15 protein-coding genes, 1 tRNA gene and 5 pseudogenes are annotated in these 14,194 nt (G+C 52.7%); 11 read left to right on the top strand and 10 right to left on the bottom strand.

The window, feature by feature from the left end; genetic code table 11:
* Positions 1-481: 481 nt before the first annotated feature.
* From GPOALKHO_RS03145 to GPOALKHO_RS03130, 4 genes are all read right to left on the bottom strand, one after another.
* Positions 482-610 carry a hypothetical protein gene (locus tag GPOALKHO_RS03145; protein ID WP_406702953.1) on the bottom strand — a complete coding sequence of 43 codons (129 nt, stop codon included), beginning with the start codon at positions 608-610 and terminating at the stop codon, positions 482-484.
* 2,113 nt (positions 611-2,723) lie between these two features.
* Positions 2,724-2,799: transfer RNA gene (locus GPOALKHO_RS03140), tRNA-Asn, on the bottom strand.
* Between the two features lie 305 nt (positions 2,800-3,104).
* A complete protein-coding gene (locus GPOALKHO_RS03135; protein WP_406702952.1) occupies positions 3,105-3,278 on the bottom strand; it encodes an anaerobic C4-dicarboxylate transporter family protein in 174 nt (57 codons plus the stop codon).
* Between the two features lie 83 nt (positions 3,279-3,361).
* Entirely contained in the window at positions 3,362-3,820 is a 459-nt protein-coding gene (locus GPOALKHO_RS03130) for an anaerobic C4-dicarboxylate transporter family protein (RefSeq protein ID WP_406702951.1), read from the bottom strand.
* A 458-nt stretch (positions 3,821-4,278) separates the two neighbouring features.
* Here GPOALKHO_RS03130 and GPOALKHO_RS03125 point away from each other — a divergent pair, with 458 nt between their 5' ends.
* On the top strand, positions 4,279-4,545 hold the full coding sequence (locus tag GPOALKHO_RS03125) for a hypothetical protein (RefSeq protein WP_406702950.1): 267 nt from the start codon (positions 4,279-4,281) through the stop codon (positions 4,543-4,545).
* A 116-nt stretch (positions 4,546-4,661) separates the two neighbouring features.
* On the opposite strand, the gene GPOALKHO_RS03120 is transcribed toward GPOALKHO_RS03125, so the two are convergent.
* From GPOALKHO_RS03120 to ahpC, 5 genes and pseudogenes are all read right to left on the bottom strand, one after another.
* Positions 4,662-4,808, bottom strand: coding sequence for a hypothetical protein (locus GPOALKHO_RS03120; RefSeq protein WP_406702949.1), 147 nt, complete (start codon positions 4,806-4,808; stop codon positions 4,662-4,664).
* 135 nt (positions 4,809-4,943) lie between these two features.
* Positions 4,944-5,162, bottom strand: a complete 219-nt coding sequence (locus GPOALKHO_RS03115) for a hypothetical protein (protein ID WP_406702948.1) — start codon at positions 5,160-5,162, stop codon at positions 4,944-4,946.
* A gap of 302 nt (positions 5,163-5,464) precedes the next feature.
* Positions 5,465-5,659, bottom strand: a pseudogene (locus GPOALKHO_RS03110) (hypothetical protein); the annotation flags it as partial.
* Between the two features lie 974 nt (positions 5,660-6,633).
* Positions 6,634-7,107 (bottom strand): annotated as a pseudogene (locus tag GPOALKHO_RS03105) (alkyl hydroperoxide reductase subunit F); the annotation flags it as partial.
* 103 nt (positions 7,108-7,210) lie between these two features.
* Positions 7,211-7,774 carry an alkyl hydroperoxide reductase subunit C gene (ahpC, locus tag GPOALKHO_RS03100; protein WP_406702946.1) on the bottom strand — a complete coding sequence of 188 codons (564 nt, stop codon included), beginning with the start codon at positions 7,772-7,774 and terminating at the stop codon, positions 7,211-7,213.
* 728 nt (positions 7,775-8,502) lie between these two features.
* On the opposite strand from ahpC, the gene GPOALKHO_RS03095 reads away from it, so the two are divergent.
* The 7 genes and pseudogenes from GPOALKHO_RS03095 to GPOALKHO_RS03065 all read left to right on the top strand — a co-directional run.
* On the top strand, positions 8,503-8,718 hold the full coding sequence (locus GPOALKHO_RS03095) for a hypothetical protein (protein ID WP_406702944.1): 216 nt from the start codon (positions 8,503-8,505) through the stop codon (positions 8,716-8,718).
* Positions 8,719-9,421: 703 nt separating this feature from the next.
* A complete protein-coding gene (locus tag GPOALKHO_RS03090) occupies positions 9,422-9,577 on the top strand; it encodes a hypothetical protein (RefSeq protein ID WP_406703361.1) in 156 nt (51 codons plus the stop codon).
* 2 nt (positions 9,578-9,579) lie between these two features.
* Positions 9,580-9,906 carry a hypothetical protein gene (locus tag GPOALKHO_RS03085; RefSeq protein ID WP_406702943.1) on the top strand — a complete coding sequence of 109 codons (327 nt, stop codon included), beginning with the start codon at positions 9,580-9,582 and terminating at the stop codon, positions 9,904-9,906.
* 10 nt (positions 9,907-9,916) lie between these two features.
* Positions 9,917-10,072 carry an aldo/keto reductase gene (locus GPOALKHO_RS03080; RefSeq protein WP_406703360.1) on the top strand — a complete coding sequence of 52 codons (156 nt, stop codon included), beginning with the start codon at positions 9,917-9,919 and terminating at the stop codon, positions 10,070-10,072.
* Between the two features lie 630 nt (positions 10,073-10,702).
* Positions 10,703-11,101: a hypothetical protein gene (locus GPOALKHO_RS03075; RefSeq protein WP_406702941.1), complete on the top strand. Its 399-nt coding sequence runs from the start codon at positions 10,703-10,705 to the stop codon at positions 11,099-11,101.
* Positions 11,102-11,399: 298 nt separating this feature from the next.
* Positions 11,400-11,558: pseudogene (locus tag GPOALKHO_RS03070) on the top strand (ATP-binding cassette domain-containing protein); the annotation flags it as partial.
* Between the two features lie 142 nt (positions 11,559-11,700).
* Positions 11,701-11,986, top strand: a pseudogene (locus GPOALKHO_RS03065) (SDR family oxidoreductase); the annotation flags it as partial.
* Between the two features lie 162 nt (positions 11,987-12,148).
* Here GPOALKHO_RS03065 and GPOALKHO_RS03060 read toward each other — a convergent pair.
* Entirely contained in the window at positions 12,149-12,292 is a 144-nt protein-coding gene (locus tag GPOALKHO_RS03060) for a hypothetical protein (RefSeq protein ID WP_406703530.1), read from the bottom strand.
* On the opposite strand from GPOALKHO_RS03060, the pseudogene GPOALKHO_RS03055 reads away from it, so the two are divergent.
* The 3 genes and pseudogenes from GPOALKHO_RS03055 to GPOALKHO_RS03045 form a co-directional block, all read left to right on the top strand.
* A pseudogene (locus GPOALKHO_RS03055) lies at positions 12,236-12,828 on the top strand (histidine kinase); the annotation flags it as partial. The gene GPOALKHO_RS03060 and the pseudogene GPOALKHO_RS03055 overlap by 57 nt on opposite strands.
* 919 nt (positions 12,829-13,747) lie before the next feature.
* A complete protein-coding gene (locus GPOALKHO_RS03050) occupies positions 13,748-14,047 on the top strand; it encodes a fumarylacetoacetate hydrolase family protein (protein WP_406703358.1) in 300 nt (99 codons plus the stop codon).
* A complete protein-coding gene (locus tag GPOALKHO_RS03045) occupies positions 13,983-14,138 on the top strand; it encodes a hypothetical protein (RefSeq protein ID WP_406702939.1) in 156 nt (51 codons plus the stop codon). The genes GPOALKHO_RS03050 and GPOALKHO_RS03045 overlap by 65 nt, the downstream gene beginning before the upstream one ends.
* The last annotated feature ends 56 nt before the right edge of the window (positions 14,139-14,194 follow it).

Genomic DNA, 14,194 nt, shown 5'->3' with positions numbered 1-14,194 from the left:
GCCCGCCCAGCTCGCCTGCCACCTGAACATAATAGAGATTTTAGCGGTTTCTGCGCCGGCTGTGTCAATCTGGCCTGTAGTTTACCCTCATGGGTCAGGATCATCAGCCATTCGCTGTTACGCGGTTGCCTTTACTGTCATTGATATCGCGCAGCCATTCCAGCGAGATGCTGGCGAAAGGACTGTGTCAGGTGGTGGCCAAACCCAGCGCAAGCCAGCCTTTTCCGTCATACCGTCTGATAGTCGATGTCCGAAGCTTGATAGCCGTCTCGTCCAGGCGATATTGCGCGCGCAGCGAGAAATCCACCGGTCCGGCAGCAGAAAGTTGGCGTCTAGTGTGCTATAGCGTGATAAGGACGGGTCGCCGTTCTCTTCGGTGCCATGGGCCGGCAGAGCGCTGACACCAAGCATCATAACGGCCAGTCACCGGCTTTAAAAGTAAATTGAGGATGACACCCTGCGTGCGGGCGGCGGCGCGTCGTTAGCCGGTGACCCAAACCAGCTGGCGCCAGCCGAGGCGGCTTTCCACCGACTCGGTACTGCGATGCACGCGATTGACCAAATCCAACTCCGTCTGCGCCACTCTATTGGCCGACACCGCAATCGACATGATGGCAGGCACATGCCAGCGACACCGCAGATATGATACAGGCGACGGAAAATTAAATTTTCACAATTTATATCACGGAAAACAGCGCTGCCTTTTCCCGACGCGCTGCGCCCGATTGCCGTGTGGTGGATGACGCACGTGTCGTGGATAATTGACTGTTTTACTGGTTATCTGGCGGAATGCATCAAGTGATAGTTGAGGGCTGTGACGTCCACGGCTTTTGTCTTGTCGCTGATGGATATTTGAGTAGGGGCGGCCTATTACCTTTTGAGATAAAATACTGCTGGTTGCAACGCGACAATTTCTACCGTCAAAATACATCGGACACGTTATTGGTGATTGTGTCCGATGATGAAGCGCGATGTTTCGCGAATATTTTCCGTCGGCGAGATGTAACCCTGCTGAAGAATGACGATGCTTACACGAGATGCTGGCTACGCCCATTAGAGCCGAATGAGTGGCTAAGTGACGTCTATTAGCCACGGGAGGAGTGGCCGTCAGCGTATAAGCGCAAGCGGACAGCTTGATTAAGTTTAGCATTGCATTGGCGTAGGTATCGCCATCGCCATCGATGCAGTCACATTGTGACTCATTCATTCAATATCGGGTCATGGATAGGCGCGGGTAGTGTTAATTAAAGAGCAAGTTTCACCGACGCAGTGAAAAGGGCCTGCAACCCGACAGCCCAGAAATTACAGATATACTACCACAAATTGGCTGACAGGTTTAGACGAGACGATGGACAAAACTTACTTTACAAGACAAATGTTAACTGCTAAAAATCGCGTGCTCAGTCTCGTGAGACAAGATCGGCTGTCGCAGAAAATAAACAACTTGAGCGCAATAAGCAGCTGAACGATCAAGAAATATAAAGCTGAAAAATCCTTCGAGGCTTTTATAATATTGATACCATGCAATAGCATGGCAAACTGCAGCACTCTCCTTATATGCTGCCGCTTACTTTGCGATCGATCTGGTTGGTTTTTGTCTTTAGGCTTTACCGCTTAGTATCGCTTTAACCGGCTGACAAGTTCACTACATTGATGAAATATAGGCAGAACAACCCTCATTTGTAGCCTGACGCCATTTACACATTATCCGTTGTGGGCGTAAGCGTAAAGAGCATTTCGACGAACTGGCGCACTGAACGCTTTGGCGATGCTCTAGACCCCTCATATGATCCATGGAGGTTGATGTGGTTGCCGCTGGCCAGATTGGAGCCATCTTCGTTCGCCAATTCGCCTAGGGTGCACCAATCTGACCTGTGACAATAGGTCCCAGCAGACCGATTCAGCTTAAAATTATACTACTAATATAGAACTGATGTCAAACTGATTTCAAACAGCATTGAAGTGATGCTCATCTTTATCCGGTAGGGATAGCCTGCATGAGTGAATTTTGGCATTTATCATTGTTGTTATAAACTTTGAAGGCTTCAGTTCATTTTATTGATTACGCCAAACGAGAATGGACAACAGAGCTCGTGTTCTGCAATGGACAACAGAGCTCGTGTTCTGCAGATGCCGAGACTGATCATCAAATATGTGTGGTTTAAAAGCTCCTAATGCTTTACCTTTTGCGTCATTAGTCATTCCGATGCGCTTACTAAAACAGCCAAAATAAGGACGAAAAGGGAATAGGCGCATAACCAGGGTGTGATATCTTATATTCTTCTGAAATGTAATATTGGGTGCAGAGATATATTCATATTTCGACAGCAAGACTACTTCGACGAGTAGATCATTAATAGGGTCAAGAATATGGTCAAGGCTGAGGTCATGAAGAGAAAGTAATCTTTTATTGATGGGGGAAGCTACGCCTGTGTGTAAAGCTTGATTAGGTGTGGCTCCTGAAGCTTTCTATACCCTGCCTCTTCCTGGTATTTTAAATACTTCATCTCAAATCAAAAATCGCACCGGAGGCGACGCCTATGACAAGTCGGTGCTCAAGATCGTAAGCCATTTAGATTTCCTTAATAATGCTTTATAAGCAGTACAATATTCAGTATGTTAACGACTCTACAGTGAAGCTTCTAAGGCCGAAACGTTTTAAATGATTTTGCTCATGAATACAAGAGCCTGCTCTGGCTTCCTTGAGCGGGCTTCTCTAAACTTGGCTCCTCTGACTGGACTCGAACCAGCGACATACGGATTAACAGTCCGCCGTTCTACCGACTGAACTACAGAGGAATCGCGAAATGACTGGCATGGTAACGGGGGGCTCGAACGTTGTCAAAGGGGGAGATGGCGAAAATTGGCCGATCGCTCAGAGATTGCCCATCTCCGGTCGCGGCTACATCAGGCCGTAGGCGTGGACCAGTAGCCACAACAGGCCGGGCCTCAGCGGCGATAAGCGCTGGCGGCACGCCGACCGCTAAGGCGATGGGGACCCACCATCGCCAGGACCGCAGCCTTGGAGTTGACGAGCTGCGATAACAGCAGCAGCGCCAGCGCGCATTCTGCAACAAATGATGGCTGAATGGCGCATCCGCCATTTAGGCGACGCCATACACGGCGACGATGGCCGCCATGCCGGAACGGAAGACATCATTTTTGGTAATGGCGGCTGGCGGTACCGTAAATAACACGATGAATGCCCTGCCGAACAGCATGTACATTTGTATCATCAGCACAATCGAGAGCGGCGCGCCGTTGGCGTTCGGGTACAAGGCGTTGGAGTATCAAGCAGCGCTTATTACCAGAATGGTGGCGTAAAATGCTCATCGCTACCCAGCTGCTGCGCGGCAGAGTGCTATTCAGGAGCATCGGTGCCGTAGACGTAGTTGTGATTGTCCTTGGTATTGATAAAGGCGAGAAAGACGTCATCATCCCTTAAATCCTTGCCGCGAAAGCCGCTAAATAGCGCGATAGTCAAGATGCCGCACAGCGGACGGGAATGGTGAGCAAAGGCAGCGTGAAATCTAGCGCTGCTGGGCATGGTCAGCAGCCAGATGAGACGGTGGCAACCGAAACCTGGCTGGCAATTGTGCCAATTTGCAAGCTGACGGGCGTTCTGGGCGGATATTATTTTATCGCTACATCGTAAATGATGGGCAGAGTTATAGATCACGTGGCCGGTGCCACAAAGCACGGTCAGCAGCCAGATGACCAGCGAGATACATTTGGGATTACGGCGCAGCAGTTTTTCCGCCAGTTGTAGCAGGACATCCAGTCTGCCGGAGGCCTGGAAGCGGCTACAACCGCATGACAAACATCACAATCACATCCACCGACAGCTGACCCGATTACAGGTCGAATATCCAGACGAGTGTCCGCCGGCAAGTCCCAGACCGATGCCACCTTTGCGCGCGCAAAATAATGAAAATAACGGGAAAGAAAATAACGGGAAAGTGACAACAACAGTGAGCTGAATAATAAATTCTATGGTTCCCTTGTGTATTTTAATAATCAATGACACAGATTTCTATCGATATTTTGTTGAATTGGTCATATTAATTCATTTCTGCGTCGCTGTGAGGATTTTAGAGCATTGCTTTGCGCTCGGTTAAGTAAATAAGCGGTGGCACGGAACGAATGTTGTAGCATGCATCGCAGTACCAGAGAAGAGGGTGCCGCACGAGGAGGAGTTTGAAGGACCAGAAGACGGCGCAGAGGGTCACAGGGCCCGTCCGGCCTTAGCCGCTAAAGAATGCTGAGAGAGTAAGCATATTGATTAAACAACACGCTTTCGTTGATGTCGAGTTCGATGCATTAGGGGTCGCACTGCTGTGCTTGAAGAATCGCTGTGGCGCGCTCGACGAAGTTTGGGCTGTAATTCGCTACCTGGCAGGACTGCGTCAGCATCTATTTCCCATCCAATACAATGCTGATCCCACTATCCTCGGCAACCTTCAGCTGTTGCGACGACGACAGATAACGGTGCTTGGGCACTGCCAGCGCAATTGTGCCTCAAAGCCGACAATCTTTTGCCCGTGATGTCAATCTCTGCGGCAAGAAATGGAGGGTCATGGTATCTTTGTATTGAAGTGCGGCATCGTGCGGCATGAAGTTCGTCCACCGGCGCCACGTGTGCTCAGTGACTCGTCCAGAGACTACTCAAACCACTGAAATCCGTCGCGATCGCGGGCCTTGGCGGAATAAATAGCGATATCGGCCTTGCGTTTCAAGTCCTCTTTTCTCAAGAGTATCCGTCGGGGCCAGCGCATATCCACCGAGCGCGAAAGACTGTTTGACGGCATCGATGATACGCAAACCGAGCGCCCGTACCACCTCGCGCTCTTTGACATCGCATTAGGAAAATCAGGATTCCGGTGCATGCGACACCACATCGCCTTCGCGCACCAGACCACATAGACATATTGCCACGGCTTTGATCAGCGCATCCTGGCAATGAGGCTCAGACTGCCGTTGACCTGCTTGAATCGATTGAGATCCAGCTCCAGTAGCGCGACGCAGTCCGACTGGCGGAGGTGTTGGCCAGCGCTTGCGCCTCGCTCGCTTGTAGCGCTATTAGGATTTGGCGCAAGTGGCGCAAGTAGTGCAGCGCCGAGCGCCAAATGGCGCGCATCATCCAGGCTCACGCTGAACAGCAAGATTGCCAGCGGGAAATCTCACGGGCCAGATAGTGCGCAGCACCTCGGCGTCAGGATGTTGCTGCCGCCAGCGGAGGGACTGACCATTTTCCCCGCGAGTCAACTAACGTCATGGTGGTTTCGCCGCCGGCCCGGAGGATTAAGTTGAGAGGGTTAATAAAAGCCACGTCCATCGGTAGCACGCTGAGCAGATAACTTACCTAGTCGGTAGCGCTTGCCGTCGGTCGCATCTGGCTTATGGCCATCACCACTGGCAGGCCGGTAATACAGGCAACGGCGGCAAAGCCGTGGGGCATAAGCTCGCCGTACATTGAGTGGGTGCCAAATCCGCGCACCGACAGTTGAAGATCTCTGGTATAATTTTGCCGCTTTTAAATTTGTAAACCCAGCACGCTACCCATGCTTTCTGACACATTGATTTGTGACTTTGCCTGGCGAAAATCCTCGCCGGTGAGTATGCTGAAGGCGGCGGGTGTGCCGAGCTCCGTTAAACTGGCCACCTAGGCAAAATGATGAGCGCTTGCGATGTTGTAAAGGTATCCGTTTTTTTCGTCGCTGTCGCTGGCAGTGCGGCGACGCTGTGGCCCGGTAACGAATATAGCAAAGCAGACCACTAAAGAAGACTCCCAAGACCGTGGCGATGAGATCATAACATGCATTGTCATTATTATTTGCAATTGGCCCGACGCCATCTAAATCTATTTCAACGGAAAGTAATACGACGCATACATTGTTGAAAAGTATAAATGACATTAACTGCCGTGCTCACCTCCCGACGCTTTCTCGCCTTGTGGTCCTGTACACGCCAGCTTTGCGCGCTTCTCGCTATTCTGAGGCGCTGGTACGTCAGCAAACGCCGTTGAGCAGCCACACTTCCGGCGGACGGCGAAAAGTTCGCGATGCGCACATCATCCACCATAATCCCGCTGGCGTCCAGCCCTTACCACAAACAGCGCTCCAACGAGAGGCAATCTCAGCCTTTGAAATGAATAATCCTGATAAAACATGGCGCAGGAAATGACCATAATACAGTTTATGGGTCATCTTCTGGTCCGGCGCCGACGGTAATTACTCAAACCACTCGTCATCATTGCGCCGGCAAAAAACGCAGGTGCTCCGCCAGCAAATCGAAGCAGTTCTTTTTAGCGCAAAGAAGGAACGGCAGGAGCGCGGTACCTAACCAGAAAAGGTGTCTTTGCCGTAGAGAGCGGCAATATCGCAAGCATCGTGATGCAGGTATTTGTCGGACATGGGCGGATGGGTAAATAGCCGATCGGACATGGGCGGATGGGTAAATAGCCGACTGGGACGGCGTTGAATCTGGCTGGGGTCGAAGCGTCTATTTGGCGTACGTGCTCGGCGTAACCTTTATCGGAGCCGTCACCGTAGCGAATATCAGCTTGGTCGCAATCATCGCGATCGAGTCGCTAGAGCAGGGCCTCTTCGCTCCCTGCCAGCGAGATGCACAGATCAACATCATGCACCCTTGGCCGAGCGATTCGCTGTTCATGAATACGGCCGGCACGCAAATATTGCGTTCCTGCATCTTGGAGCGCGCCGTCGTCAATCGCTGGTACGTCCTGGCAATGTTGGCAGGTCAGAGAGTAATAGGTTTCAAATGAAACTCGCCGTCAAGCTAGTGAATCTGGTTCAGTGGCGGCTCTCTTCCTGTGATGGGTGCCCGCCGGCTTGCAGCAGCGCCACCACCAGTGAGGTGAATTCATGGCCCAGCGGCGAACGGGTAAAGCGCGGCCGCGATCACTCCTGGATTCGCCGCCCGAAAAGATGGCTTGCGTACCGGCAGCTGATTGTCTTCCCACCACCTCACCTTTGTCCGACAGGTCGGTGATACCCATCAGCAGCCCGCCGATTTTGGCGGGCTTGGCGCCGTTATCCAATGTGGCAATTAACTAACCGGCTTGGTTAATTTCTCAAGGTAGGCTTTTGGTTCATCGCGGTGTCGCGAGCGTGGTCTCTCCCGGGAGACTAAAACGGGCGCAGCGCACCCGCTAAGACAAATAACATCAAAAGTCGGATAAACGGCGAGGTTAGATTTTGCCGACCAGATCCAGCGATGGTGTCAGCGTAGCATCGCCTTCTTGCCATTTCGCCGGGCAGACTTCGCCGGGATGGCTGGCAACATATTGCGCAGCTTTCACTTTACGCAGCAGGTCACTGGCGTCGCGGCCGATACCTTCGGCCGTGATCTCAATAGCTTGGATTATGCCCTGCGGATCGACGACAAACGTCCCTCGGTCGGCCAAACCTTCGTCTTCGCGTAGGTTTTCAAAATTGCGCGTTAGGGCACCAGTCGGGTCGCCAATCATCGCATATTGGATTTTGGCGATTGTTTCGGAACTGTCGTGCCAGGCTTTATGGGTAAAATGGGTGTCGGTGGAAACGGAATAAATATCGACGCCCAATTTCTGGAATTCAGCGTAGTGGTCCGCGATATCACCCAGCTCAGTCGGGCAAACAAAGGTGAAATCGGCCGGATAGAAGAAAAAGACACTCCATTTCCCTTCGACATCTTTATCGGTGACCTGAATGAACTCACCGTTTTTAAACGCTTGATTGATAAAAGGCTTGATTTTTGCATTGATTAAAGACATATCTTACCTCCGCTTGATTGGTGAGCAAAAACTAACAAAAATTAACAAATGACGCTGTGGCAATCCAATATGTAGGTGTTATCGATTCAATCAGTCATACCTTTGTTATCTGCTCGCGGCAGCTCCCTGCCGCGCCGGGACACCCCATGCTAACATCAGCGCGTGCGCACCACGTCGTTAACTTTACTGCTCATTAGCAGCGCCGCCTCGCACCTACTGAGCGTCAATTCCAGTATGAGTTAATCGTCAACGTCAGCGTCACCAACACCGACGCGGTAAGGTGAACGCCAAGGATGATAAGATAAAGAAAGCAAGCTAAACGTAGGCACAATCTTGGACAATGGTTATTAATGTATTGCCGAAAGAGCCTGTAGAGCGTCTACAGGCGTCTTACCGCCGGAGGGAGGGCATTGTGTCGCCTTCGCTGGAGCCGGCGGACCCTTTAAAAGGGTCGTAATCCACGGATCCTTTTAAGCTCTTCTCCGACTTGTACCTGGTTTGACCCTGGCGTTGACCTGCTTTGCCCCTATCCCTAACGTTGACTCACGCCACACCTTGACGACTGACCCAAAACCGGAATGTGTCCTTTTATCCTGACGCACGCGCCCGTGATCAGTTTCACAAGTCACTTTCACATAGTCGGCTTGCAAGCCATTCTGACCTGGCAGGCGCAACATGCCTCCCGTATTCGCCTGCAGACCGTGGGCGGCGCTGAATTTACCTAACTGGTGGGCGCCGCTATCGGCGACGTCTTCGCGCTGTCGGAAATATCACTATTGTTTATCTTGATGGGAGCACCGTCGCCGTTGGCGACGTCGGCAGCGCTGATCATATCGCTGCTGTTCGCTATTCCCTTCATCTGGCTGGCGTCGTCGGCTTTTCGCCCTGTTTCGCAAACGTTTCAAGCTAGCGTGGATCTCTGGACCCTCATTCCAGAACGCTGACTCTGGAAAATTTTCAAGCGGCATTCAGCCGTGGCGTTGCCGTCAACGTGTTCAACTCGTTGGGGCTAGCGGAGACACGTTGACGGCGCTGATTATGCCCAGCCTGACGCATGGACTGGCCATCTTCAACCTGTGCCGATTCTTTTTAAATATTCACCGCGAGCAACGGGAGGCAGCCTGGCTAGATAGTGCCGGCTGGTGACGCATTCTGTTTCAGATCTATCTACTGCTAATACGCCTGGCGCTCATCGGTACAGCGATGATTTTGACGACAGTCCAATAGAACGCCTGGTTGTGGCCGTTGCTCATCATTAACCAATAACGGTAAGCAGAGGGCGTGGTCGCGATCGGCCTACAGGACTTCCTATGCGCAGAATTATGGTCTGGCGTTTGACGAAGCCTTCAATTGTCCCCGCGCTGCTAATATTTTCTGCCAGTGAATTTAACCGTCCTCTAGCCACACCGGCGAACAGGACAGCGTCATAACGTACTCTATATAACGTATTGCATTTTGGATGAGCGACCTGATCTGAATACCCACTGGGTCAGTTCCCTTAACCGTTTCAAACTCCATGCCTATCACCGCGCTGATCATAGTGGGCTGGTGGTGTAGCCCATCTGGCTGGAGGCGTGGTACAACTTCGGCGATGATGCGCTCTTGCAGTAGCAGCGTGACATCATCTACTTTCCATTTTAGCATGGTATCAACCATTTCAATCTCGCGAACCGGTACGGTCCGCCACTTGGCGCTGCGGAAGAGAATGTGGGGCACATTCTGCGCAAAGACTTCGAGGCATACCGCCACGAATTGGTGATCACTACCAAGGCGGGTTGGGCCACAGTAGCCGGTCCACAATGATTTTGGCGGGGAAACATTCGCTGAGCAGCATCGATAAATCGTTGACTATGTCGGTATCTCATTCTACTCCGCTCGCCCAGAGCTCCCATGAAGTCTTCACGATTCCCAAAAAGTTGGGTACGCCACTGTTGGTTAATCGGTCATCCAACTCGCTTCTCAATCGCTGGATTAGAGAGCACATGCTCAACGAATTGACTGGTTTCGGCGGCGCGACGGTGGCCTTTACACCGCTGATACGGGGCTGTTGGCGGAGCGCTATCTGCAAGGGTTGGCAAGGTGAATATAATCTAAGCACCGCTCTGTACCTCATCAGAAGCGCAATCGACTAATCTCAACTGCCTGCGCAGACTGGCCGCTATCGCGGCAGAGCGTGGCCAAACGTTATCGCAACTTGACACTGCCTGGACATTGCGCGGCCCGTTGGTCACCTCGACGATGGTTGGCGTGTCTAATAAAGAGCAGTCGGCCGAGAACTTAAGGGCGTCAAGAACCTGACCTTCACAGAGGAAGAATTGCAGCGTATTGAGCGCTTCTCTGTACATGACGGCGGGGTCAATCCGTGAAAATCTCCTCTGAATTTATAAGGGTACGGGTAAATGGCTTCTAAGATGACATGGCAACGCTATGATGTTGCAGTGATAGGCCTGGGTACTATTTGAGTTGCAGCGGTCTGGCGGCTGGCGGCACATGGGGTAAACGTCATTGGTATTGGTTAGTTTTAGTGCCGCACACAACCTGCGCGACCCACGTAAAACCCGGCTGTTTCGGACTTTTTACCTTGAACATCCGGCGCTGGGGATTATGCGCTGCTAGCGCACACATTGTTTGCGCAGCCTGAGCAGGCGACGGGGATACCCTTACTCCTCGTCACGGGCAATAATTGGGTCAGCTGATTCTCTTGCGATCAGTGCACGCTGCGGGCCGACAAGTATTTGGAGACGGCGCTGGCGGTGTTGGATGCGCAGAAACTGGCTTCCCGGCAGCCGCAGCATCCACGATTACGCGCCAAGGGTATTGCAGTGTGTGACCCTGATACTGGGGTCGCCAACCCGAAGGGGGTTATCCGCGCGGCACTGCAACGTGCCAGATGGTTATCGGCATCGATACTCATGGATGTCATGGTCGATGCGTCAGACAATGCCGGCCAGGGTACGTCCAACAACGTCAGCCGACGAGGTTCGGGCATCGCAGGCGGTCGTGGTGGACGGCGCCTGGTTACACGCTTGGTACCCGACTACCGTTGGATCCGATCCGTACCGTTATGACAGGTTCGACACCGGGCCGAATTATGTGCTGGCGGCTTTTCCGGTTTTCGTGCGTGCAATCAAACCGGATCTGACGTTATGGGGCATGGCGCGTTACACGGAAGGGCGGCAAAGAATTGACCTGGGCGATACTGGTGCGCCACGTACTGCGCTCGACCTCGATCAGAGCGATCGCCGCATCACCCTCCTGGATACGCAGGGCACACGGAGATCGGTCGGCACTTGGCTCGATAGGATCAGCTTTAGGATCAGCTTTTAGCCGGTGAGCACGCACCCTTGCATAATAACCCGAATGTCGGATGCGCAAGTTATTGTCGGGCAGCATCGGGGCGCATACTGGTGGTGGCCGGCGGCGCCAGCGGTCACGCTTTCAAACATGCGTCCGCCCTAGGCGGGGTGATCACGCGATAGGCATTGGGCAAAGCGCTTGAGCTCGACACGGCATTCATCACGCAGCAGCATTGTTGATTATTAAGTAAGAGAAGACTATGGACCACGTGGTATTAAAGTGCCAGGGAAGGCATTGCACGTACTGAAACGTCGTACGGGATGTTTATCTTACCATTAACGATGGCGAATTTGTAGTGATTGTCGGCCAGGCCGGCAGCGGCAAATCGACCTCATTGTGCATGTCTGTCGCTGGCTTAGAGGATATCAGTACCGGCGAATTGTGCGTGACGGTAGCTAATAAACGATGTGCTGCCACAGGTGCGTAATATCGGTATGGCTTTCCAAGCCTACGCCTTTACCCATATATGACAGTGATGGTCAATATGGCTTGAGGACTGAAGCTGGTCGACCAAGACAAACTAGAAATTGAACATCGGGTTTAACGACGCAGCGCAGATGTTACAGCTGCCCCTCGCCGGCGTCGCCTACGCCACTTCAAAAGCGGCCCTGTCGGCGCTAACACGCGAGATAGCGTTCGATTTTGGTCATCACTTGACCCGAGTTAACGCTATCGCGTTGGGGGAGATTGATACCGCAATTTGTCCTCGGTACGCAGGAAATCATCGAGCGGCAGGTGCCCTTGCAGCGGCTTGGCCAACCGGAATAGGCGGCTTCGTTGATCTACTTCCTGAGCACGCAGGGCGCGTCTTACGTTAACGGCACCAAACCAGGTCACGGCGGACAGCATGTTTGAGCCCGTTCGATAGCGTGCGCGCTAGATTCCTTGGCGAGTATAGGTCGCGGGCGCTAACACTTTGCTCGCGCGGCAAGCCTCCCGCTGTGCCGATTTTTTTGAACGGCGTTTGTGCGGCGGGCTGTTCGTCTATTGCTTTTCCTCACGGCATCTCATTCTGAATCACTGTGATTGGCTGAAGCGATCCGGCACTATCACCGAGGTTGCGCGCCCCGGCAGTTTTAGGTGATCGATTTTCCCACGTGGCCGGCGGTTACCGACAGGCAGCGCCTGCTGGCGTTTATCGGCGTTGGTGACGATCATCATTTGCCGGGATGTATGCCGATAGCAACGCGGTGCCGTATCAACGTTCGTTACACCGCGTCCGCAAGCTCAGGTTCCACGCTGGTCATCCCGCTGCGAGGTGAAACTAGGAGATGATCGGCACCATCAAGCTGTATGAGGCAAAGACCGCCTGTTCAGCTCCCGTATGCTTGGGGAATGCCAGCCTGCTTTTGGTGCAGATCATGACCGGCCAGTACGAGAGGCATAAATTGCTGTTGACGCAGTCTGAATTAAGCTGCCGCATACGCAGGTCAATCCTCATTTTCTTTTGAACGCCCTCAATGATGAGGGCGGTGATCCGCCAAGACAGCGATCAGGCCACCCTGGTTGGTGCAGTACCTGTCCACCTTCTTTTTCGCAAAAATCTGAAACGCTCGGCGAACTGAAAATCGAGAAAGCCAGTTTTCAACAGCGCCTGTAGGCGCACATGCTACTGGGTACCGGAAACGCTGTTATCCCTATCGCTGTCGGCGTTCTCGCTACAGACAATTGTGAAAAACGCGATCAAACACGGCACGTTGCGGCTACTTATTTGCTGCGTCGCCACGCGGTCTTCGATGATTCGCGCCGCATTGAAAAGAGCGATAGTGCAAATGGCTTGTTCAAGCTGAGCGTGCATGCTTTCCCAGCGGGTCCCCGGCGGAATTTATGGTGGCCAGAGTTGCATGGCTGCGCCTCGCGCCCCGCAACGTATATCCCTCGCCCTTGGCCTGCCTGGATAAGCTTTTGCTCGCACAGCTGGTGCAGCGCATGCTGGTCGGCGAGAGGCTGATACCAAAAGCCTTTGACACATGGACTTCCAACAGTTTTCGCCTGGCGCTAGGTGGCCATCGTCAATCATAGTTTAGCAAATGAAAGGCGCGATCTTTCAGGGAAGGCGTATTCGGTCAATCTTGACATAGATTCAGCTCGTTGGCGCCAAGGGGCGTCAATTGCTACGCGCGATGTTGCCGACGTTTCTCACTTCACAGCGTGATACTTCTCACAAAAGAAACATAATAATGATAGATTTATTATTTCATTAATTTTGACAGCGTGGTCAAACTTCCATTTACTAAATGTACGTTGAATGCAAAGTACGTTTTAGCTAGGGGAAAGACATCATGAAGCTAGTGCGCTGTGGAAAGGCGAGCCATGAGAAACCGGGCGTGTCGGATGAAGAGCAAGCGGCATCGTTGACGAACTGGCACGGGCAGGGATTGTCCGACGATAGCTTGCAGCGCCCGCGGGCCCGTGCATAGCGCGACCAGGCAACATTGTCTTCGTCGTGTTGAACTATCGCGATCATGCCTATGAGACCGATATGACGCTGCCAAGAGCCTATCTTAGAAAATCACTAGCGCTATCACCGGCCCCCAAGATCCGATAAAATCCCGCCCGGCGCTAGCAAGGTTGATCGGAAGGTGAAACTGGGTGTGATTATCAGGCAGCACGCACATTATCACTCAGGCACAGACGCTAGATTATGTCATCGGCTATTGTATGTTCGTAGCGCGCCTGGCAAATCGAGTGTGGCGGGTAGTGGGACGAGGATGCCGATACTTTCGCACCGCTAGCGCCGCTCTGGGTACGCGTGATGACATCACAAATGCGCAAAACCTGGCGCTATGGCTCGAGGTGAATAGCGTGCGGCGCCAGGAAAGCAACACCGAAGAAATGATTTTCCTGGCGGGTGGAAGGGGGGTTTACGCCGCTGCTTTATCTCAGGCCTGGTCAGACGCTGCGCCTCAATATTGACGGTATGAGCGAACAGTGCAGCGTTACCGTGGCCGCTCCCCGCCGGGACAAGAGTATGGGGCAAATCATCACCTGCCTCGATAACCCGTAGCGCTTGGCGCGCCGGCGCGTGCCGAGGTTATTTAGACTATATTGATAAGCGTCTCC

The organism is Sodalis sp. (in: enterobacteria) (assembly GCF_036327475.1).
Classification (GTDB): Bacteria; Pseudomonadota; Gammaproteobacteria; order Enterobacterales; family Enterobacteriaceae.
Note: the sequence above shows the minus strand (reverse complement) of the source record. Positions and strands in the feature narration are given on the sequence as shown.

Excerpts from the sequence above, each read along its gene's own strand:
- GPOALKHO_RS03075 (WP_406702941.1), top strand. The coding sequence starts at position 10,703 with ATGCGTCAGACAATGCCGGCCAGGGTACGTCCAACAACGTCAGCCGAC.
- GPOALKHO_RS03120 (WP_406702949.1), bottom strand. The coding sequence starts at position 4,808 with ATGCCGTCAAACAGTCTTTCGCGCTCGGTGGATATGCGCTGGCCCCGA.
- GPOALKHO_RS03060 (WP_406703530.1), bottom strand. The coding sequence starts at position 12,292 with ATGATGATCGTCACCAACGCCGATAAACGCCAGCAGGCGCTGCCTGTC.
- GPOALKHO_RS03145 (WP_406702953.1), bottom strand. The coding sequence starts at position 610 with ATGTCGATTGCGGTGTCGGCCAATAGAGTGGCGCAGACGGAGTTGGAT.
- ahpC (WP_406702946.1), bottom strand. The coding sequence starts at position 7,774 with ATGTCTTTAATCAATGCAAAAATCAAGCCTTTTATCAATCAAGCGTTT.